Consider the following 21,305-nt stretch of genomic DNA (forward strand, 5'->3'; position numbering starts at 1 on the left):
TTGGCTCCGCAGGTAGGATTCGAACCTACGACCGATCGGTTAACAGCCGATAGCTCTACCACTGAGCTACTGCGGAATAATAAGACATGTTTCATTATATCTATGCCAGAAAAATGTGTCAAGAATTTTCAAGTGTTTCATCCCTGACTCAATTGCGACGGCCTTTATAATTTAACATATACTAATATAACAGTCAAGCCTTTCCTTCCTCCTTTTTTAATTTCCCACGACAAATTCCACATACATATCGCGATGTGTCAAACCGGCGTTTTCTTGTATAGTGTTTTCCGCAGCCCGTGCATATATAATAATGAAGCTTTACTGTTTTTTTTCGATGTTGAACAGTCTTTAATGGTGTGCAAAATCGGGGCGCGCCCACTTGTTGTAACAGCTCTCTGAAGTCACGGTCACGGTGCTGATAGCCTTTCCCCTCGAGATGGAGATGATAGTGACAAAGCTCATGCTTGATGATACCGATCAATTCGTCTTTTCCATGCTCTACAAAGGATCGACGATTGAGCTCGATATGATGTGTATGAAGTAAATACCTGCCACCTGTCGTTTTTAATCGGTCATTAAAAACAGCTTTGTGTCGAAATGGCTTTTTGAAAAACTGCTGAGAAATTTGCTCTGTCAACTGTTGTAATTGTTCCTGGTTCAATCAAGATCGTTCCTTTCTGTAAAAACCTCGAACGGGACAATTTCCCCTTCGCATACATTGAAAACACACCCACTGTTTCGTTCAAAGGAGGAATGGGCGATGCCCAAATGGCTGAAAAATCAGATGCAAAAGGCGTTTTATGAAAAAAATCATTATCAAATCAAATTGCTGAATCAATGCTGGTACTTCTATAGAAAGAAGCATTCAGTTACATCAAGGCACACCCCATCCTAAGGTGCGCCTCGTTTTTTGTTTACTCTGGTTTGAGCATGGAGAGGGCGACGCGTCCTTTTGTTTGATCAACAGAGTCAACCCACACGGTCACAATGTCACCGACGGATACAACATCAAGCGGATGTTTGACAAATCGGTTGCTTAGCTTGGAAATATGGACAAGTCCATCCTGCTTCACACCAATATCAACAAACGCTCCGAAATCCACCACATTTCTCACTGTTCCTTGAAGCTCCATGCCTTGCTTCAAGTCCTCCAACTTCAATACATCTGTTTTTAAAAGCGGTTTTGGTACTTCATCACGAGGATCACGCTCAGGTCTTGTCAGTTGATCGATGATATCTCGCAGTGTAATCGAACCTATTTGGAGCTGTTCTGCCGCTTCTTCCAGATTGACTTCAGACATTTTCTCTTTTAATCGTTCTGAACCAAGATCGGTTGGTGTCATCTTGATCATTTGTAAAAATTGTTTTGTTTCTTTATAGCTTTCTGGGTGAATGCCAGTACGATCTAGAGGATCTTGTCCATCTGGAATGCGTAGGAATCCGATACACTGCTCATATGTTTTGGCGCCAAGCCTTGGAATATCCTTCAGCTCTTTTCTGCTTGTAAATTTCCCAATCTCTTCGCGGCGTTTCACAATGTTCCCTGCGACAGCTTTTGAGAGACCTGAAACATATTGCAGCAGTGCCTGTGATGCCGTATTGACATTGACACCGACTTGGTTGACGACCGTCTCAACTACGAAGGTTAATGAGCTGTTTAATTGCTTTTGACTAACATCATGCTGATATTGTCCCACTCCGACAGATTTCGGATCGATTTTGACCAGCTCAGCTAAAGGATCTTGCAACCTTCTGGCGATTGAAATGGCACTTCTTTCTTCCACTTGCAAATCTGGGAATTCTTCTCGTGCTAAGGCTGACGCTGAGTATACACTTGCCCCCGCTTCATTCACAATCAAATATGAAACTGGCTCGTCCAGCTCTTGAATCAGCTCTGCAATGAATTGTTCTGTCTCTCTTGATGCCGTTCCATTCCCAATGGCAATCACTTCGATTTTTGATGTCTGAATGATATGTTTCACTTTCTGTTTGGCTTCTGCCTTTTTTTGTACAGGTGGGTGCGGATAAATGACATCAATGTGATGGACTTTGCCTGTGTCATCAACGACCCCTAGTTTACAGCCTGTTCGGAATGCAGGATCAACCCCTAGTACACGTTTTCCTTTCATTGGCGGCTGAAGCAACAGATTTCTGAGGTTTTCAGCAAAGATATGAATGGCTTGTTCTTCTGCTTTTTCTGTCAGGTCTTTTCTTATTTCTCGTTCAATGGACGGTTGAATTAGACGCTTGTAAGCATCATCAATCGCCGCTTCAAGATACGGTCTCGCTGTCGTTTGTTTCCCCTTGATGACTTGTTTGTCGAGATAGAAACGAATGTTTTCAGAAGGTGGTTCAATGCCTACTTTTAAAATTCCTTCTTTCTCTCCACGATTTGCTGCTAGGACGCGATGGGGTACAATCTTCTTGATCGGTTCTTGATAGTCGTAGTACATTTCATAGACGTTTTTCTCATCACTTTCTACGTCTTTTCCTGATGTGATAAGACGCCCCTTTTGGTATGTTTCACTGCGTATCCATTTACGCATATCCGGGTCATCTGCAAGCTGTTCAGCAATGATATGCTGTGCACCTTCTAGTGCTTCTTCTACACTTGCGACTTCTTTTTCTTCATCAATATAGGTCGATGCGTGCTTTTTGATATCGTCCTGTGGCAACTTACACAAATAAGCCGCTAACGGTTCTAACCCTTTTGCTTTCGCCACGTTTGCTTTTGTTTTACGCTTCTGTTTGAAAGGTCTGTATAAATCTTCAACTTCTTGAAGCTTATGCGCCTGTTCAATTTTTTGTCTTAGCTCATCGGTCAGTTTGTCCTGTTCAGCGATTAAACGAATGACTTCTTCTTTTCGATTCTCGACATTTTGGATATATGTATAGCGTTCAGAAATGGTTTGAATCTGCACTTCGTCCAGTGAGCCTGTTTGCTCCTTCCGGTAACGTGCAATAAATGGAACGGTATTCCCGTCCTCTAGTAGCTGAATGACACTTTCAATTTGTTTCACTGAAAGCTTTAACTCTGTTGCAATTTGTTTCAATAAAAAATCAGATGTCTTCATTGCTTTGCATCCTCTCACTGTGTCTTCTCTATTAGTGTATCAAAAAAACGACCCAAACAGAAAAAAGGTCAGCTACCTTACATGAGCTGACCAAGTACATAGGTGAGATCGTCCTTTTTTTCTTGTGTGTATGTTTCAAGATGTTTTGCAATGTTTTCGACTGACTGGCCATGCTTTAAACACATCCGTATGTTTGGCACATTCAGTCCGTCTGAATACATAATGAATGTCGATCCTTTTTCGTAGGCATAGGTGTATGATTTATATTTTCTTGGTTTACCGGACAAGTAGCCCAGTGTCGGAAGTGGATAAATATAATCGCCAGAAGGTGCATTTAAAATAAAACGAATATTCCCGACGGAACAATAGGTAAATTGCTGTTGGACAAAATTCACCTTTAAAATAGCAACGGTGGCTCCTCGTTTATTTTTCATGGCTTGGTTGCATCTTTCGATGAGGGTCGTGACGTCCTCATGTCCATATTCTTCAACAATTTCGCTGACTAAAGAAGATGATTCATTGGCGAACTGGCCGCTGCCTAATCCGTCTGCTACAGCACAAATTAGTTCTTCATCATCTGCTTTAATAAAAAAACTGTCCCCGCAGCATGATTTCCCTTCTTTATTCGATTGATAGATAATGGCGTTCACATGCTCATGCTGTTCAATCTGTTTCATTACCCTAGCTCCATCGATGCATCCTCTGATAATGCATCACGTAGTTTTTTAACTGCCTTCCGTTGCAGTCTTGAGACATGCATTTGTGATATACCAAGTAGATCGCCTGTTTCTTTCTGACTTTTATTTTGTAAATAGGTTAAATGAATAATATCCTTTTCTCTATCAGTCAGAACATGAAGCACGCTCTCTAGCATCAGTTTTTGGTTCACTCGTTCGTAGCCTTCTTCTTGCGAGCCGACAACGTCTAAGATGGTGACAGTGCTTCCCTCTGAATCAGCTTCTACCCCTTGATCCACAGACAGTGCTTGATAACTTTTGCCCATTTCCATTGTTTCTAGAACTTCTTCTTCTGTGACATCAAGATATTCAGCGATTTCTTGTACTTTGGGGGACTTTTGTGTCTCCGTCGTTAAGTGATCGACTGCCATCTTAATTCTTGGTCCAAGCTCTTTAATACGTCTAGGAACATGAACACTCCATGTTTTATCACGTAAGAAGCGTTTGATTTCGCCAACAATGGTTGGAATTGCAAATGCTTCAAATGATTTACCAACAAGTGGGTCGTAACGCTTGATGGCACCGAGTAGGCCGATCATTCCAACTTGTCTTAGATCCTCATGAAAGCTTTTCCCTTTAGAGTATTTCTTCGCGAGTACATCGACAAGGTTTGTGTAACATTCCACTAGTGTGAGCTGTGCTTGTTCATCTTGATTCGTTTGATAGTCTTGGATGAGGCGATCCACTTCATCTTTAGTTAGTTTCATAGTTTTGGATGGTTGTGTCATGGTCAACTCGCTCCCTGTTTAAAAACTTTGTCATCGCCACGGTCACTCCGGAGTTCGCTTGCACCTCGACTTCATCCATTAATGTTTGCATTAAATATAAACCAAGACCTCCTTCTGCCAGTTGTTCTACCGTATGAGAAGCAGTATACGGGCCAAGGTCTTCCTGTTTTTGCTTAAAGTCAAAGCTACCACCTTTATCAGCGACGATGATTTCTAGCCGGTCTTCATAGACAAGAAAGCGAACCGCTACTTCTCCATCTTCGCCATCTTCCGGTTTGTAGGCATGTTGGACAGCATTTGTACATGCCTCACTCACAGCAATTTTCAAGTCCTCAATCTCTTCGTAGGCATAACCCATTCTGCTCGCCACGCCCGAAAGTGTTAATCGAATAATGCCTACGTATTCTGGTTTCGCCGGTATTTTCATCTCAATTAAATCTAATGATTCGTTCATTGTACCCCACCCTCTGACTTTGCAGAAATGTCAATGATGTCCTTTAATCCAGTGATTTCAAACAACCTTACAAGTCGATCCGACAAATTCTCAAGCTTTAATGTGCCACCTGCTTTTTGAGCTGCTTTGAACAAACCAACAAATACGCCTAAACCTGTACTATCCATATACGAAACATCCTGTAAACAAATCTGAAGATGTTCACCCTGCTCTGCCTTAGGCATAAGGGCTTCTCTTAGTTCTGGAGCGGAGTAAACATCGATTTCCCCGCTGACCTGAATGATCGTTTTTTGATCTATTTGATGCTCTTTCACAGACATATTCATTATGCATTCACCTCGAAATTCTTGTTTCCTAAAGTTTGTAATACCCGCATATTCACTTTCTAAACCTTTCGTTTGAGAACAAGTAAAGTAAAGTCGTCGTGTAGCTGAAAGTCTTGCAACTTTAATAAACTTGCATAAATCGCATCGACCATTTCCTGCGGAGAATATGATAGATGTTCTGATATGAGCGATTTGATGTCATCCCGTTCTAAGAAACCGTCCTCGGCTTTGGATTCTGTCACACCATCTGAAAATAAGATGATCATATCTCCTTCATCGAGATGTTTCTCATACTGTTGATATTCAAAATCTGGTGCGATCCCTAGCACGAGACCTTTGGCATCTAAATCGTAAAATTGATTTTCTTTTTGGGAATAGAAAAAGCCTGGCTCATGGCCAGCCGATGCATACTTAAATTCATGTGTTCTTGTATTATAGTTGCCATAGAACATCGTGATAAACATGCTTGGATCTACGTTTTGTTCAACAACACGATTTAGGGTTTTTAGCACCTTTGTCGGGCCACTTCCTGATTCAGGAAGGGAATCCATCGCATATTTAATCATCGACATACATAACGCAGCAGGGATGCCTTTTCCAATGACATCTGCGATCGCTATGTTAATTGTATCGTGATCTGTTACAAAATGGTAATAATCTCCACTCATTTGTTTTGCTGGCACACTGATGGCACCAATTTCAAATGTGTCTCCCTCTGGAATTTTCGTTTCCAGAAGGGTTTGCTGAACGTTTGCAGCGATTTCAATTTCGGATTTGATTTCTTGCTGAATGCCTCTAAGTGTTAAATGCTCCTGATAGGCAAGTCCATATCCAATCATGACTTCAATTAAGAAGTCTAGTGAATGAATAACATCTTCCGGCAAGTCAGGGTAAAGCTCCTGAATTACTTTTCGGTGAACACTCACTATTTCTTCAGGAGGTATTTGATGCTCAATGGTTTTTCGGCTAAATTTTTGAGCTTGATAAAGTGATGTCTCAGTTAAATCACTGATATAACGGCTGAGCAGCTGATGGTAACGCTGCTCCATGACCTCCTTAAAATCCATGATTTCCCTCCTAGCGAAGCCACTTGACAGCTTGTATCTCCGTTCCTTGTTCTGGTGCAGAATCTAGATTAAAATCATCCATTAACCTTTTCACCCCTGGAAGCCCTGCTCCAAGTCCGCCTGATGTAGAATATCCGTCCTCCATGACTCTCCGTATATCCATAATGCCGGGTCCCTCATCAATTGCGACGACTTTGAGCCCGCGCTTTCCTCGCTCCATTACTTCTTCTATACAAATCTGGCCTTTACCAGCGTATAAATAGATGTTCCGAGCTAATTCAGAAATGGCCGTTGTAATTCTGGCTTGGTCTACTGTTCCAAAGCCAAGTTCTTTTGCAACATTCCGTCCGAGTTGCCGAGCCGCGACTATGTCCCATTCCGTCAATATTTTCACACAGGATTGGTCTTTCATATCTATTCCCCCAATTCCCGCTTCAGTGTCTCAAGCCCTTGTTCAAGATCTAACGCCGTCTGTATTTCTTCCAGCGATATGCCGAGTTCAATGAGCGTCACAGCGACTGCTGGTTGTATTCCTGTTAATACCACCTTTGCCCCCATGAGCTTAGACATCGTAATGACGTCGCCTAAAACTTTTGCAATAAATGAATCAATCATATCAACTGACGTTAGATCAATAACAACACCATTTGCTCCTGTTTCGTGAATTTTATTCAGTAAGTCTTCTTGAAAATGGAGAGCTGTCTGATCATCAAGCTCCCACTGAATGGAAATCAGAAGACAGTTATATAATTTTAAGATTGGAATCTTCGGGTGATTTCTCACTAGGCTATCCCTCCAATGAAACAATTTTTCGATTTGTCATTTCCAAAGCAGTTTGAATTCCTTTTTGAAGGGTATTCTTTGTTGTCACTTGAGATAAGTCAATTCCAAGATTGACAATGGTTTGGGCAATTTCGGGACGAATACCGACCAACAGGCATTTTGCCCCTACTAGTCTCACAGCCTCTGATGCTTGAATGATATGATGTGCAACCATTGTGTCGACAACAGGCACACCTGTGATATCAATTAAGACCACTTGCGATCGATGCTTCACAACACCATTTAACAGGTTTTCCATGATCTTTTTAGCACGCTCTGTATCAATTGTTCCTACAAGAGGCATCACGGTTATGTGTTCAAACACTGGAATCAAAGGGGCTGAAAGTTCCTGTAATGCAATCTTTTGAAGGTTGACCGTTTTTTCCCATGAGATGGAATATTGGTTTAAAATTTCATTATGGATTGGCGTGATGAATCGATCAATTTGCCAGACAAGGTCATTGCTTTTTTCTGCTGTATCTTCGGCATTGTTCATTTTTTGATATAAATGTGTGCGGATTTCTGTTAGTCCATTTGCTAGCAACTTAAGTGATATACCCATTTGAACAATTTTTAAAGCAAAACTGTGTACTTTTTCTTCAAAATCCTCAGAATCTCCCTCTGAAAGGGATGTGATCATGAGCTGAACATATTCCGAACAGATCGTTTCATACATGTTGTCGTTTAGCATCATGTCCGTTTCTTCTTCACCAAGTCGTTTTAAAATGTCCGTCCACTCTTTTTGTAATTCTTTTTGATGCGTTCTTGCAAAAGTTAACACGATTTGATTCGACATGATTTACCCCCTACGTACATAAAAAGCACTCCTTTTCTCTGTCTCCATTATAGCCTTTATAAAAATTGAACACAAAAAAAAGTTGCTCCCGATAGAGCAACCAAATTCCACCATATTAAAAATCAATAAGAGCCAAACTAACTTGTAAGGCTTCATCAACCTTCTCCATCATTTCATCATCTAGATGTGTGATTTTATCTGTCAATCTTTGTTTATCAATCGTACGAATCTGTTCTAACAGAATGACAGAGTCTCGTTCAAAGCCGTATCGCTTTGCATCAATTTCGACGTGAGTTGGTAATTTCGCTTTTTGTATTTGGGCTGTTATGGCTGCAACGATAGCAGTCGGGCTGAAGCGATTTCCAATGTCATTTTGGATCACCAATACTGGGCGAACCCCGCCCTGCTCGGAGCCAACAACAGGAGATAAATCAGCAAAATAAACATCACCGCGTTTAACAATCAAATGTTTAACCCCCGCTGACTAATCGCTCAACTGTATTCTCAGCCTCAAACTCTGCGTATTGTGCCTCTGAAGAGATATTCAGATTAATTTTCGCCATCTCCATGTAGCCGCGTCTCATCGATTCACGATTTTGTCGAATATTACGTTCACGAATATACGTTTTTGTCGCTCGGTAGATCAATTCACTTCTTGTTACCTGATCCTGCTCTGCTACTCGTTCGATTTCAGATACCAAAGCCTCTGGCAGTTGAATCTTCATTTCATTTGTTGCGCTGGATTCTGACAAAAAACATGCACCTCCACAAAACTTACGGATACCGTTTCGATCCATTCCAAGTCTAATCATACCATTATTCAATGCACAAGCAAAGCTGTTTTTTCATGATTTATCCCTAGATCATGAAGCGTTCCGCCACCCGTAAAAAGATGATAATGGAGTCTCTCTCTTTCCCATTATACGCTTTTTTTCAGAAATCATACGGTATTTCCAAAATCACTGAAAAAAGGAAAATGATTTGTTGTGCCTTTGTAGAATAAAAGAGAACGATGTCACCATGGACACCGCTCCCTTGTAAAAACACCTACTCAAACGGTTGGGTCATCTTGAAGGAGAGGGTTTCGCACATGAACCCTTTTGCCATCTTCTACATACACCCTAGGAACCCGGTAGCCAATAGAGCATGTGACTTCATAGTTAATGGTTTGCAGTTTTTTCGCCGCTTCATCGACTGTGATTTTTTCTTCCCCTTGTGTACCAATGAGAACAACTGGCTCACCAACTAGCGTGTCTTCATTCAATTCAACCATGAATTGATCCATACACACTCTCCCTGCAACCTTCCGACGTTTGCCCTGAATAAGCACTTCTGCTCCTGCCAGTTTTCTGAGCCAACCATCTGCATAACCAATTGGCACTGTGCCAATCCACGTATCTTGATTCGCAGTATAGGTGGCTCCGTAGCTGACACTTTCTCCTTGATGTACAAGCTTTACGTGTGCAAGCTTTGTATGGAGAGACAATGCCTCTTGAAGCTTGAAAGGCAATTCATCCTTGATCTCCTCTGATGGTGACAGTCCATACATACTGATACCAAAACGAACGAGATTAAACAACACCTCTTTGAACCGAAGTCCTGCTGCACTGTTGGCACAGTGAACAAGTATTCCTTCCGTATGAAGCGGTTGAAGCAACGTTTTGAAGGTCTCAACCTGCTTGTCAAAATACCTTTCATCCTTTTCATCTGCTGTTGAAAAGTGCGTAAATACGCCTTCTAGCTGTAGAAAAGAATGTTGACTGACAAGCGCTTTGACTTCATTTACTTCGTCCAATGTTTTCACGCCTAATCGATTCATCCCGCTATCAATTTTCAAATGAAACCGAATGGGTTGTCCAATCTGATCTTTTACACCTTTGGTTACCTCTCTCAACCACTCGATCGAGTAACCCGTCATGATGATATTGTATTTGACTGCGACTTTGACATACTGGGGTGGTACTGCACCGAGCACGAGAATTGGTGCATTGATCCCTTTATTTCTTAACGAAATTGCCTCATCTAAAAAGGCAACTGCTAATAAGTCTGCACCTGCTTCAAGTGCGGCTCTCGCTACTTCTATATCTCCATGTCCATATGCATTGGCTTTCACAACAGCCATGAGTTGAACCTTTTTTCCGATATGGTCTTTCATATGTGATACGTTATGCTTAATGGCGGTTAAATCAATTTCTGCCCATGTGTCTCTATAAAAAGCATTTGTGTCCATCGTTACACTTCCCTATTGAATAATTCAATTCTTTCATTATGATACTAAAAATCAAGGGTGATGTGAAACGCATCAAAAAAGTCAGCCCTAGAATTGGACTGACTTTTCATTTTTAAGACTTCTAGCTTTTATTTGGCTGACTGTCCTTCTACACTTTTGGCCACCATGATGAGCTCTTCCTTCGACAAGTCACTTGATGAAATTAAGTAGTCAACTCCGTCAGAAGTCCATGAGAGTGATTGATCCGTTAAGACACCGACTGTCATACCTAGGTCAACCGGTTCACCGTTCATTGTCACAGGCGTTGAAGCTTCTGCCACTCTTGCTTTTTCTTGAATGAGTGTGAAGGATTTCTTACCGCCGTACGTCATCACATAACGCTTACCGGCATCTGTTGTCATTTCTTTCTCTTCCATCTTCTTCACACCCTCTGGCATATCAACTGGTGTTTTCACCGCAAAGGTGTCAGATGGATCTGCGCTTGTGGCAACATCCATTTGGGAGAGCGTCATATTTTTCTTCTCATCAAATGCATCTTTGTCAAAAGATTTATTGAATTCAAAGTGAGAGAATTCCACTTTCACCATTGGCTTTTTGTCGCTGTCCAGCACTTTCACACTAGCAGGCGCCATGGTTTTTTTATGAAATACAATCTCTTGGGTCGGAAGCATTTGATTGTGCTGATAGTTGGTTTTGGTCTCAAAAATATACTTGGATTCCTTCGCTTTAAACTGGGCTGTGCTATCATTTTTAATGTCTTTTACAAGCGATTCAAATAGATAAACCTGACTGCTATTATTCGGCCAATCACTGTGGAAACGGAAGCTTTTGTTCAAAGAAGGTGTTAGCACAAACACACCATTGCCATTCCTTAAAATGACTTGACTCTGATCCTTTTTTGGATTTTCCAAATAGACACGGTAAAGTTCCGGCTTCTTGTACCAAATTTCTACTTGGTACTCCTGTGGATCATTTCCTGTTTCAATGGTCATTTTTGCTTTGGCTTTGTATGATGTCATTTCCTCTGCCTTTTTGTTTAAATCTCCAACGATATCCTGCTGTGATTTTTGACCGCATGCGGAGAGAATCAGTACAAAAAGGATCCCCGTTACAAGCAAAACAAAGCTTTTTCTCACCCTTTTCAACCCCTTCATTCATTGTGTTAAAAGGAAGAAACCGCTTGTTTGACTTTAACAGTACGCCTTAGCGTTCACTGCCATCAAAGCCTTAGCAACTCGCCCTTCCTTATCGCACTACCCAATATATGAACAAGGGACAAACAATATGCAGACTAGCTTGACAACCTTTCAATTAAAACCTGTGCAGCCGCATATTCTTTTGTGTGAGTAATGGACAAATGCACCTTATCATCTGCTATTTTCACAGATTTTATATATGGTTTCCCGCTGTCATCCTTTTGTATCTCAATGTCATGAAAGCTCAATTGCTTCCCGATACCTGTACCATATGCTTTAGAGAATGCTTCCTTCGCCGCGAAGCGCCCTGCCAAAAACTCTAATCGTCTTTTGTCATTTAACGTTTGATACTCGTCTTGTTCATGCAAGGTTAAAATCCGCTCTGGGAAACGCGACTGTCTGCTGAGCACTTGTGCTAACCGCTTGATCTCTACAATATCAATGCCAATTCCTTTGATCATGAGGTACCTCCTATGATACTCGTACTATTTTGTCTGTTTCCTTCATAACGTGTTACTATAAACTTACCATTATCTAGTCAAAAGGGGTTTGTTATGTTTATTCGAACGGAGAATTTCCAACAATTTATTAGATCGTACCCAATCGTAACGGCGATCCTCGCCTTACAAATCGGGCTGTGGCTTTTATTTGCGATTCCTCTCCCTATTATACAACTTGGGCAGGACCATCTTGTCGGTTTTAACTACGGGGTAGCGGCAGGTGAATGGTGGCGACTGATCACACCTATTTTTCTCCATGCAGGGCTCACGCATATATTATTCAATTCTATGTCTCTCTTTTTATTTGCCCCAGCGCTCGAGTACTTGCTTGGGAAAGGTCGCTTTCTGATCATTTATCTAGGCGCAGGCTTTATTGGCAACCTAGGAACCTATTGGGTTGAACCATTAGAATATGTCCATGTCGGTGCTTCTGGTGCCATTTTCGGTTTGTTTGGCGCCTATTTATACCTTGTCCTATTTCAACCTCGCATGATGGACAGTGGCAATTCTCAAGTGATCTTAACCATTCTTGGTGTCTCGGTCATTATGACGTTCTTCAATACAAACATTAATATCATGGCGCATTTATTTGGACTAATTGGCGGGATGATCCTCACACCGATCGCTCTGTTCTTACAGTCCAAAAGACGACGTCAGTAAACTCACAAAAAATGTCGATCACTCCTTGCTTGGAGCGATCGACATTTTTCATTTAAGTTGATGTGGATTGTCATAGGAATACCAATCATACACACGTGCTGCATCTTCTTCATCTACGTGATGCACACCAAAGGTATCTAATAGAGCGGAGGATTTCACGAACGTGTGAATACTCGCCACTCGCCCTTTCTTTTGGAAATAGGATTGGCTCATGGTATAGTTTTGCATTCGTTTTCGCAATACAATACCCGTTGTTTTCCCGATGCCTCTTGATGTTAACTGAATCAATTGATCCTTGATCGCATAGCCTGAATGTTTATACGCTAAATACCCAAAGAATAAAGCAATTGGAAATGGAATCAGTGCCAAATAACCCCATGGCTGATAACGCACTGACAAAATGAGACCGACCAACAAAGGCACAAATCCATAAGAAATCAGATAGCGTTTAAGCGAACGCTTCGGCACCTTCTTGAGCTCAGGTACCATCTGATAATGCTCAGTAAACTGAGACAACAATTCGTTTATCTTTTTCTTTCGAATCAATGGAAATAAGACTGATGAGGTTTCCTTGTCTGTAATGGAACCTCCAGCACTTACGAGCATGACAGTAGCAAAACCAAAAGGTTCACGAAGGATGTTTTCTTTGATTTTCACCGCTTGAATCCTCGCAAGTGGAATCGTCATTTGATGCCTTTCAATCAGACCTCTTGTGATGATAATGTCTTTTCCTTTTCTTTTTGCCGTAAAATGAGCGTATTGCAGTGCAGTCACACCCACACTCAGTACCCAAGCAATAAAGATGGCAAGAAAGATGAGAATCGCATAAAGCTCAAAACTGGCATGACTTAAAAAGGAAAATCGCTTGATGAATCCATCTAACGGAAGAATTTCATCGATTTGTGTGTAGAGGGCAATACAGCCAGAAATAATCACACCAATTCCACTTGAAGTCGTGGCTGCCAGCAGAAGCTCCGGTACACCCATACGATAGGAGACATTCACTTCTTCTTCAACAGGCGTTGACTCATTCAGATGATCCTGCAGTAATTCTCCTGTGTCATCTGTTTCCAGTCCCTCTTGTTGAAGACTTTTCTTGCGATGGAAAATCGCCTCTTTTAATTGTTCGGCCTCCGCTTTTGTAATGGCGGTCAAACTCACCTCTGGGCCATCTCCTCCGCCTGCCGTCTCAATTTGAACCCGTACCAGACCGAACATTCGTTGAAAGATTCCTTCACTTGTATTAACGGTTTGAATTCTCTCTAACGAAATATATTTCTTCTTTTTCGTGAAAATACCAGACTCGACGCGAAATTCATCCTCTTCCATTCGGTAAGTAAATCGTTTCCAATTTAACACAGTGGATACAGCTGCCCACAACAGAAACAAACCAAGAGCGATAAAAGCGTAAAATCGGATGCTGGCATTCGAATTCACAAAAACTAGCACGAAAAAAGGAATGATCAAGTTTTTGATCAGCGTTACAGCAACTGATATAAAGTCAATGAACATTGAAATCGGATGTACACGTTTTGGTTCAGACATCATCTTCCGTCACCCTCGCTAAACGAGATATGTAATCACGAAGTTCATCCGCTTCTTCTAATTCTAATGCTGGGATATCATGAACTGTGGCAGCAGTCGATATTTGAACAGATGCTAATTGATACCGTCTTAAAAGTGGGCCTTGAGATGTGTCGACATGCTGTACGCGTACCATAGGAACAATCACACGTGTGACGCGAATGAGCCCATGTTGTATTTCAATTTCATTTTCATACACTTCATAGCGCCAGATGCGATGACGGATTTTCGGTATGAGCCAAATCCCAAAGATGATTTGTAAGATCCATAATCCAACGAGAATAGCGCCGATCCAATATGGCCATTGTAAATAAAAACTAGTTACAAATACGCCAATGATGATGAGCAAGAAAATCAATGAGATGATTCCATTCTGTAGACGCCATACTTTTAATCCATTCATACTGATTTTACGTTGCGGCTGTTTTCTCACATTCTTCCCCCATTCTCTTACTTTCTATCAATATATTACGAATCAACACCTAAAAAGTTTCATGATATGTGTTAAAAAAGCGAACCCTGCATAGGATTCGCTCTTGTATGTTAGTTATTATAAGATTTCTTTTGACGGCGATCGTTTGAAGAACGATTGCGGTCATTTGAAGAACGCTTTTTATCACCGTAAGATGAACGGTTGCTTTTTCCGCGATAGCCTCCGCCACCGCCGCCGTCTCTACGTTTAGAAGAGCTGCGGTTGTTACGATGACGTTTTGAAATCATCGGTGCTTCATCTGTTAAACGTACTGGTGTTGCATCTGGCTCTTTTGTCATCATTTTGATCGCAGCCGCAATAACAGTCACAGAATCATGGTCTTCTAACAATTCAGCAGCTGCTGTCATATAGAAGTTTAAGTTGTTTTCACTAATGATCGTGCGTAGACGGTCAACTGTTACTTGTTGTTGTCCTTCAATTGCCTCATCTAGTGTCGGCTCTTTCATACGATCCATTTTACGCTTTGTCGTTTGTTCAATCGCACGAAGCATTTCTTTTTCACGTGGTGTGATAAATGTCATTGCCATACCTGTACGTCCTGCACGGCCTGTACGTCCAATACGGTGAACGTAGCTTTCTGGGTCTTGAGGTACGTCAAAGTTATAAACGTGTGTGACGCCTGAGATATCAAGCCCACGTGCTGCAACGTCTGTTGCGACAAGTACATCAATTGAGCCTTCCTTGAATTTACGAAGAGCGACCATACGCTTCGCTTGAGTCAAGTCACCATGAATTCCTTCAGCAGTATACCCTCTAAGGTTCAGGGCTTCTGTCAATTCGTCAACGCGGCGTTTTGTACGACCGAAGACAATTGAAAGTTCTGGTGATTGGATGTCAAGAAGACGTGTCAATGTATCAAACTTCTTACGTTCGTGGATATCCAAATAGAACTGTTGGATGTTAGACACTGTCATTTCTTTTGCTTTTACTTTTACATGCTCTGGGTTTGTCATGAAACGTTCCGCAATGCGCTTAATTGGTGCTGGCATTGTCGCAGAGAATAAAAGTGTTTGGTGTTCACTTGGTACATTTGAAAGGATTGATTCAATGTCTTCGATGAATCCCATGTTGAGCATTTCGTCTGCTTCATCAAGCACAACAGTTTCAACATTTTGAAGACGCATTGTACGACGATTAATATGATCGAGTAAACGTCCAGGAGTTCCTACGATGATATGAGGATTTTTCTTGAGCGAACGGATTTGACGCCCGATATCTTGTCCACCGTAAATTGGAAGTACGCGTGCGCGCTTATCTTGGCCGATTTTATAAAGCTCTTCAGATACTTGAATCGCTAATTCTCTTGTTGGTGCAATGATAATCGCTTGGATATTAGGAGACGCTGGGTCGATTTTTTCAACCAGAGGAATACCAAATGCTGCAGTTTTTCCTGTTCCTGTTTGTGCTTGTCCAATGACATCTTTATTCTGAAGACCGAGAGGAATTGTTTCTGCTTGAATCGGTGTTGCTTCTTCAAATCCCATGCGGTTAATAGCTTTCATGAGATTTTCGCTTAATTGAAAATCTTGAAACGTTATAGTCAAATTATTCAAACTCCTTCTAATTGCTGTTTCAGTAATCTCGTGAATGATCATTAAAAACTGCCCTTTTCTTAAAAGGACAGGTCCATTATATACAAAGCCCGAATTACCCTACCTTTTATCTTACCATTACAGTATTTGTTTTTCAACAAGACAGACAAGGATATATCTACAGCTCGACATTGAAAGTTTCATCATTAATACGCCTTCTATCCATCAATTCCCACTTTTCTCATGGTGGGTGCTTCAAGCGAGCCATCCGTTCCTTTTCGTGCCTCGAATGAGATAGTGAAATGAAGGTTTTTCCATCATTATCATATCAGCCGAATCGGCATCTTTTCTCATTAATTATACCATATGCCAATCACTCATTCGACAAAAATGTTGTAAAATTTAACAAGGTGAATTCAATTTATATTAGTTTAGCCACATTTTTGCTTTTCTATAGATGTAAATTATTTTTTTAGAAATTGTTCAACTTTCTCAAATAATGTTTGTGCACAAGGCTCGTGACAAACATGGTGTTTACAATCAGGTAAATAAAATAATTCCTTTTGGTGAGACGGTATTTTATGATAAATAAACTCTGCACTAGAAGCGGGAACCATTCCATCGCTTTCTCCTTGTACAACGAGAACAGGCATATGTAGTTTTTCAAGGGAGCTCTTTGTTTGTTTGACCAGCTTCATAAATTCGACCGCAGCGGATAATGGCGTGCTCGATAGCTTATGACGATACCGTTGATATAAGGGATTCGTCTCGATGAGTCCAGACAACGATTCTTTTACCATCTGCTTTGTGTCTTGAATGATTTGTTTTGGGTTCACATATTTAGCCGCGGCACTCAATAGCACGACACGTGCAATAGGGTATTTTGATGCTAAATAAGACGCAATCATCCCGCCCATTGAAAAGCCAACCAAATAGATCGTGTCACACGTTCGATAGAGAGATAATAGTTCCAGCTCTGCGGTTGCGATCCATTCTTGATAAAGGATACCTTTTAACTGAAGTTCTTCCCCATGCCCCGGAAGAGTGACAGACTGAACCGTCCAATCTGTCGTCTGTTTTAAGTATTGTGCAAGCGGTTCTACTTCATAAGGGGCACCCGTAAAACCGTGTATACATAAACAGCCAATCATTCTGTCACCTTCCTTAACTGCTCTCTTCTAGAGAACTGTCATTACTTCTTCCAACCTCATCCCGCGGGAGGCTTTGACTAATACAACGTCACTCGGACCGGCTACTTCTGCCAATTTGTTTTTCAATTCCTCTTTATCTACATAAGAGAAAACTCTTGTTTCGCCAAACGTTTTTTTCGCTCCTTCGGCAATGAATGCACCGAGACGTCCGTATGTCAGGACATAATCAATAAATTCCGGCTTGATGTATTGACCTAACTCATAATGATACGTTTCTTCTTCACTACCCATTTCTAGCATATCGCCAAGCACTAGAATGCGATTGGCGAAGCCGTCCATATCACCAACAAGGTCGATTGCCGCCTTCATAGATGTCGGGCTAGCATTGTATGCATCATTGATCACTGTGATGGATTTTTCTGTCTTAATTAGCTCAAGTCGCATTCCGGTGAGCTTTGTTTGCATCAAACCTTGAGCGATCTTTCTTTCCGTTAGTCCGAAATGTTGACCAACAGCAATAGCGGCGAGGGCATTTTTGACATTATGTTTCCCCAGCACAGGAATGAGAAACGCTTGTGCATACCCTTCAACTTGAAATTCAGTTCCTTCAGCAAGCTGATTGATATGGTTCACACGAATATCACAGTCTTCTGCTTCCCCAAAGGTTTTCACCGTTTGAGAAATGGCATTCGCTCTTTCACGGAGCAGCGGCTCATCTCCTAGGTAATAGAAGACTCCATTCTCTTTTAATCCCTTTGTTATTTCACATTTTGCATCTGCGATCGCTTCTCGTGATCCTAGGTCTTGCATATGTGATTCTCCAACGTTGGTGATGACTGCCACATCAGGTTCAGCTAAATGAGATAGAAATTCGATCTCTCCTTTTGCACTCATCCCCATCTCAAGAACAGCGATATCCGTTCCTTTTGGCATAGCAAGGATGGTAAGCGGGAGACCAATGTGATTGTTATAATTCCCATCTGTTTTGTGTACATGATAGGTCGTTTGTAGCACAGAATGGATCATATCTTTTGTTGTCGTTTTGCCATTGCTTCCTGTAATCCCAACAACACGAGGGTTTTCTTCTTTTAGATATGATGTTGCTAGCCTCTGAAGTGCTTCCAGTGTATCGTTCACAACAATGACCGGTACGCCTTCTGGTGGATTGTCTTCTTTTTCATCCCAAAGAATCGCTGCTGCACCAAGCTCAATAGCCTTTGAAGCAAATGCGTGTCCATTAAAATGCTCCCCGATGAGCGGGATAAATAGTGCGCCTTTTGTTATGTTTCTTGTATCTGTTGTCACTCCATGAATGTTTTCTTCGCCAAAGGCTTGATCGGATAATGTTCCACCAGCCATTTGGGCGATTTGTTCGACTGTACGTTCGATCATGATTATACGCCTCTCTTTCTCATTTCACATTGAAGGAAAAGAGACACTATCTGCCGGATAGTGTCTGCTTGTTGCTTACATTAAAAAGTCGTTTTAATGGTTTGTTTTTCTTGGTGGCGTTCAATTGCAAGTGACACTAACTTCTCAATTAATTCCGAGTACTCCACGCCCGTATGCTTCCAGAGTAATGGGAACATACTAAATGGCGTGAACCCAGGCATGGTATTCACTTCATTGATCAACACTTTGCCTTCTTCCGTCAAGAAGAAGTCTGCGCGCACGAGACCAGATCCATCAAGGGATTTAAAGGCTTTAATCGCCATATCTTGGATCGTCTGATACTCATCCTCTGACACACTCGCTGGGATGATCAAATCTGTATCGCCATCTTCATATTTTGCTTTGTAGTCATAAAAATCGGTTTTAGGTGCAATTTCACCTACGACAGAGCATTTCGGCTCGTCATTTCCTAATACACCAATTTCGATTTCTCTTCCAATGACACCTTCTTCTACAACAACACGACGATCATATTGGAAGGCAAGGTCAAACGCTGCCACAAGCTCTTCTTTATTGCGGCATTTACTAATACCAACGCTTGATCCCATGTTTGCAGGTTTGACAAAACATGGATAGCCAAGTACTTGTTCAACATTCGCTAAGCTGTCTTCCTTTGTTTTTTCGTAGTCTTTTTTATTAAAGGAAAGATGTTTCGCTTGTGCAAGTCCTGCTTGTGCAAAGACATCTTTCATCATGACTTTATCCATACCCGCCGCAGAAGCAAGAACGCCGTTTCCGACATACGGGATATTTAATAGTTCGAGTAATCCTTGCATGGTACCATCTTCACCGTTTGGTCCGTGTAATAATGGAAAGACCACATCAATTTTTTCTTCTGTTGATGTTTGCTCCGGAAACATGCTTTCATTTAAAGAAGTAGGTAAAAACGTCTTTGCATTTTGTTCAAATTGAAGCATTTTGACGTTTGATACTGGTTCAGTGAGTTTCTCTCCTCTAAGCCATTTTCCTTCTTCTGTAATATAAATTGGATGTATATCGAACTTATTAGTATTAAGTGCTTTCGTAACTGCAAGGGCTGTTTGCAGTGATACATTATGTTCGGCTGACTTTCCGCCGTAAACCAATCCTAAACTTATTTTCAATGGATACTCCCCCCACTAAAATTCATCTTTACTATCTTATCACTTTCAAGCGAAAATGCTCTAATTTATTTTTGTTGTTACGGAATTGAAATGATTTGTAAAGGTTGTTAGCACCTCCAGAGCATTTGTATGTCAATCGTCCCTATTTTATATTAGAATGAATGTGAAAAGGAGTTGTGACAAATTGAAGAAAATTACAAGCACTGAACAATTCAATGAAATCATTCAATCAGACAAAGAAGTCATCATTAAATTCTTTGCAACTTGGTGTCCTGATTGTACAAGAATGGACATGTTCATTCCAGACATTTTAGAAGCTTATGCAAACAATGAATGGTTTGAAATAAACAAAGATGACTTCCCGGAACTCGCAGAGACGTACCAAGTCATGGGAATTCCAAGCCTATTGATATTCAAAAATGGTGAAAAAACGGGGCACTTACACAGTGCAAACGCAAAATCACCTGAAGAAGTGACTGAATTCCTTCAAGGACATATCGCTTAAAGAATGAAAACAAAGGACGTGGGCAACTTACTTGCTGATGTCCTTTTTATGTTCAGCAATTCTTTAATAAGACGAGACGTATGGCGAAAATGTTTCAATGCCATTGCATTCCGGAAAAGGGAATTTGTCTGTTATGTGAATTCTCTGAATCTTATCTTTACTTATGTTATTTTGCTTTGTATAATGGAATCACTAATTGAAAATGATTATCAATTTCATCTATAAGTTGTGATAGAAAGTGATTCTATAAAGGAGCGAGGTTTCTCATGTCGAAAAAGAAAATCAAAACATACCAGCAGTTGATTGAAGAAAATAAGAAAGCAATCATGCGCGATCCTAAAATGATGGAGAGTATATATGAATCCATCGACAAGAAGCATCAGAAGCAGCTTGTCACTGTTGGGCGCGAATCATGAACAGATATGATAAAAAAGCCGATCAAATCTCACTTCGATTTGATCGGCTTTTGTTTTAATGTGATTTCGCTAAACGGTCTTGTTTCATTCCAAAATAAATGAGCATATACGTAAGATAGCCCATTGTCATCGTTAAACCACCGAAGAAAAATTGAGAAAACACAGGTTCTTCAAATGTTGTCACGGCAGCGAGGATGACCCAGCTTGTATATAAATAGATCATAAACCATTTCATATTTCTTTTTATTGTATACAGAATGAAAAGACCCGCTAATGAAAAGATTCCGAGCGCTAGTCTGAAATAAACAAGGTGATCAAACTGGAAGGCAAAAGACACGAACGAAAACGACAGCAGCAACAAAATAGGTAAAGCCGTAATGACATTTTTCACGATAGTGCCACCTCCATGATTCTTTTCACATTATAAGACAAAGTGAGGCGGCGATCGTGAAAATGAGACAGCTTTTCACAAAAATGTC

26 protein-coding genes and 1 tRNA gene are annotated in these 21,305 nt (G+C 41.0%); 4 read left to right on the plus strand and 23 right to left on the minus strand.

Translation table 11 applies throughout. From position 1 onward, the window contains the following. Position 1 precedes the first annotated feature (1 nt). Positions 2-76, minus strand: a tRNA-Asn gene (locus AB1K80_RS15620). Between the two features lie 117 nt (positions 77-193). Then, positions 194-661, minus strand: coding sequence for a SprT family protein (locus AB1K80_RS15625; protein WP_412857734.1), 468 nt, complete (start codon positions 659-661; stop codon positions 194-196). A 99-nt stretch (positions 662-760) separates the two neighbouring features. On the opposite strand from AB1K80_RS15625, the gene cmpA reads away from it, so the two are divergent. Further along, a complete protein-coding gene (cmpA, locus tag AB1K80_RS15630) occupies positions 761-895 on the plus strand; it encodes a cortex morphogenetic protein CmpA (RefSeq protein WP_412857735.1) in 135 nt (44 codons plus the stop codon). 19 nt (positions 896-914) lie between these two features. On the opposite strand, the gene AB1K80_RS15635 is transcribed toward cmpA, so the two are convergent. The 14 genes from AB1K80_RS15635 to acpS all read right to left on the minus strand — a co-directional run bounded on the left by AB1K80_RS15635 (position 915) and on the right by acpS (position 11,891). Then, positions 915-3,074 (minus strand): Tex family protein, encoded by a 2,160-nt coding sequence (locus AB1K80_RS15635; RefSeq protein ID WP_412857737.1) that lies wholly within the window; start codon positions 3,072-3,074, stop codon positions 915-917. 77 nt (positions 3,075-3,151) lie between these two features. Continuing rightward, positions 3,152-3,751 carry a PP2C family serine/threonine-protein phosphatase gene (locus AB1K80_RS15640; protein ID WP_412857739.1) on the minus strand — a complete coding sequence of 200 codons (600 nt, stop codon included), beginning with the start codon at positions 3,749-3,751 and terminating at the stop codon, positions 3,152-3,154. Beyond that, positions 3,751-4,539, minus strand: coding sequence for an RNA polymerase sigma factor SigB (sigB, locus tag AB1K80_RS15645; RefSeq protein WP_412857740.1), 789 nt, complete (start codon positions 4,537-4,539; stop codon positions 3,751-3,753). The genes AB1K80_RS15640 and sigB overlap by 1 nt, the downstream gene beginning before the upstream one ends. Further along, complete coding sequence (rsbW, locus tag AB1K80_RS15650) at positions 4,505-4,993, minus strand: anti-sigma B factor RsbW (RefSeq protein WP_412857741.1); 489 nt, start codon at positions 4,991-4,993, stop codon at positions 4,505-4,507. The genes sigB and rsbW overlap by 35 nt, the downstream gene beginning before the upstream one ends. Then, the gene (locus tag AB1K80_RS15655) at positions 4,990-5,319 is read right to left on the minus strand and encodes an anti-sigma factor antagonist (protein ID WP_412857742.1); all 330 of its coding nucleotides are present in this window, start codon (positions 5,317-5,319) and stop codon (positions 4,990-4,992) included. The genes rsbW and AB1K80_RS15655 overlap by 4 nt, the downstream gene beginning before the upstream one ends. A 59-nt stretch (positions 5,320-5,378) precedes the next feature. Next, positions 5,379-6,386 carry a PP2C family protein-serine/threonine phosphatase gene (locus tag AB1K80_RS15660; protein ID WP_412857743.1) on the minus strand — a complete coding sequence of 336 codons (1,008 nt, stop codon included), beginning with the start codon at positions 6,384-6,386 and terminating at the stop codon, positions 5,379-5,381. 10 nt (positions 6,387-6,396) lie between these two features. Continuing rightward, positions 6,397-6,798 carry an anti-sigma regulatory factor gene (locus tag AB1K80_RS15665; protein ID WP_412857744.1) on the minus strand — a complete coding sequence of 134 codons (402 nt, stop codon included), beginning with the start codon at positions 6,796-6,798 and terminating at the stop codon, positions 6,397-6,399. Positions 6,799-6,800: 2 nt separating this feature from the next. Beyond that, positions 6,801-7,169, minus strand: a complete 369-nt coding sequence (rsbS, locus tag AB1K80_RS15670) for an RsbT antagonist protein RsbS (RefSeq protein WP_003214235.1) — start codon at positions 7,167-7,169, stop codon at positions 6,801-6,803. Between the two features lie 4 nt (positions 7,170-7,173). Continuing rightward, complete coding sequence (locus tag AB1K80_RS15675) at positions 7,174-8,004, minus strand: RsbT co-antagonist protein RsbRA (RefSeq protein WP_412857747.1); 831 nt, start codon at positions 8,002-8,004, stop codon at positions 7,174-7,176. Positions 8,005-8,119: 115 nt separating this feature from the next. Then, positions 8,120-8,470, minus strand: coding sequence for a type II toxin-antitoxin system endoribonuclease NdoA (gene ndoA, locus AB1K80_RS15680; protein WP_024425388.1), 351 nt, complete (start codon positions 8,468-8,470; stop codon positions 8,120-8,122). A gap of 4 nt (positions 8,471-8,474) precedes the next feature. Next, complete coding sequence (locus AB1K80_RS15685; protein ID WP_412857749.1) at positions 8,475-8,756, minus strand: antitoxin endoai; 282 nt, start codon at positions 8,754-8,756, stop codon at positions 8,475-8,477. A gap of 299 nt (positions 8,757-9,055) precedes the next feature. Beyond that, positions 9,056-10,234 (minus strand): alanine racemase, encoded by a 1,179-nt coding sequence (gene alr / locus AB1K80_RS15690; RefSeq protein ID WP_412857751.1) that lies wholly within the window; start codon positions 10,232-10,234, stop codon positions 9,056-9,058. Positions 10,235-10,362: 128 nt separating this feature from the next. Further along, positions 10,363-11,379, minus strand: a complete 1,017-nt coding sequence (locus AB1K80_RS15695; protein ID WP_412857752.1) for a DUF4367 domain-containing protein — start codon at positions 11,377-11,379, stop codon at positions 10,363-10,365. Between the two features lie 146 nt (positions 11,380-11,525). Further along, a complete protein-coding gene (gene acpS, locus AB1K80_RS15700) occupies positions 11,526-11,891 on the minus strand; it encodes a holo-ACP synthase (RefSeq protein ID WP_412857754.1) in 366 nt (121 codons plus the stop codon). 93 nt (positions 11,892-11,984) lie between these two features. On the opposite strand from acpS, the gene AB1K80_RS15705 reads away from it, so the two are divergent. Continuing rightward, the gene (locus tag AB1K80_RS15705; RefSeq protein ID WP_412857755.1) at positions 11,985-12,590 is read left to right on the plus strand and encodes a rhomboid family intramembrane serine protease; all 606 of its coding nucleotides are present in this window, start codon (positions 11,985-11,987) and stop codon (positions 12,588-12,590) included. A 48-nt stretch (positions 12,591-12,638) separates the two neighbouring features. On the opposite strand, the gene AB1K80_RS15710 is transcribed toward AB1K80_RS15705, so the two are convergent. The 6 genes from AB1K80_RS15710 to AB1K80_RS15735 form a co-directional block, all read right to left on the minus strand. Beyond that, the gene (locus tag AB1K80_RS15710; RefSeq protein ID WP_412857757.1) at positions 12,639-14,138 is read right to left on the minus strand and encodes a PH domain-containing protein; all 1,500 of its coding nucleotides are present in this window, start codon (positions 14,136-14,138) and stop codon (positions 12,639-12,641) included. Next, positions 14,128-14,607, minus strand: a complete 480-nt coding sequence (locus tag AB1K80_RS15715; protein WP_412857758.1) for a PH domain-containing protein — start codon at positions 14,605-14,607, stop codon at positions 14,128-14,130. Before AB1K80_RS15715 ends, AB1K80_RS15710 begins: the two co-directional genes overlap by 11 nt. Positions 14,608-14,717: 110 nt before the next feature. Continuing rightward, the gene (gene cshA / locus AB1K80_RS15720; protein WP_412857760.1) at positions 14,718-16,211 is read right to left on the minus strand and encodes a degradosome RNA helicase CshA; all 1,494 of its coding nucleotides are present in this window, start codon (positions 16,209-16,211) and stop codon (positions 14,718-14,720) included. 452 nt (positions 16,212-16,663) lie between these two features. Continuing rightward, positions 16,664-17,350 (minus strand): alpha/beta hydrolase, encoded by a 687-nt coding sequence (locus AB1K80_RS15725; RefSeq protein WP_412857762.1) that lies wholly within the window; start codon positions 17,348-17,350, stop codon positions 16,664-16,666. A gap of 27 nt (positions 17,351-17,377) precedes the next feature. Next, positions 17,378-18,742 (minus strand): UDP-N-acetylmuramoyl-tripeptide--D-alanyl-D-alanine ligase, encoded by a 1,365-nt coding sequence (locus AB1K80_RS15730; protein ID WP_412857764.1) that lies wholly within the window; start codon positions 18,740-18,742, stop codon positions 17,378-17,380. Between the two features lie 80 nt (positions 18,743-18,822). Continuing rightward, a complete protein-coding gene (locus AB1K80_RS15735) occupies positions 18,823-19,905 on the minus strand; it encodes a D-alanine--D-alanine ligase (RefSeq protein WP_412857765.1) in 1,083 nt (360 codons plus the stop codon). Between the two features lie 184 nt (positions 19,906-20,089). Between AB1K80_RS15735 and AB1K80_RS15740 the strand changes: the two genes are divergently transcribed. Both AB1K80_RS15740 and fbpB read left to right on the plus strand, forming a co-directional pair. Next, positions 20,090-20,410, plus strand: coding sequence for a thioredoxin family protein (locus tag AB1K80_RS15740; protein WP_412857766.1), 321 nt, complete (start codon positions 20,090-20,092; stop codon positions 20,408-20,410). A gap of 266 nt (positions 20,411-20,676) precedes the next feature. Then, on the plus strand, positions 20,677-20,826 hold the full coding sequence (gene fbpB, locus AB1K80_RS15745; RefSeq protein ID WP_412857768.1) for a Fur-regulated basic protein FbpB: 150 nt from the start codon (positions 20,677-20,679) through the stop codon (positions 20,824-20,826). A gap of 55 nt (positions 20,827-20,881) precedes the next feature. Here fbpB and AB1K80_RS15750 read toward each other — a convergent pair whose 3' ends face one another. Next, on the minus strand, positions 20,882-21,217 hold the full coding sequence (locus AB1K80_RS15750) for a hypothetical protein (protein ID WP_412857769.1): 336 nt from the start codon (positions 21,215-21,217) through the stop codon (positions 20,882-20,884). Positions 21,218-21,305: the final 88 nt, after the last annotated feature.

The organism is Bacillus sp. 179-C3.3 HS, assembly GCF_047229225.1.
Taxonomy (GTDB): Bacteria; Bacillota; Bacilli; order Bacillales; family Bacillaceae; genus Bacillus.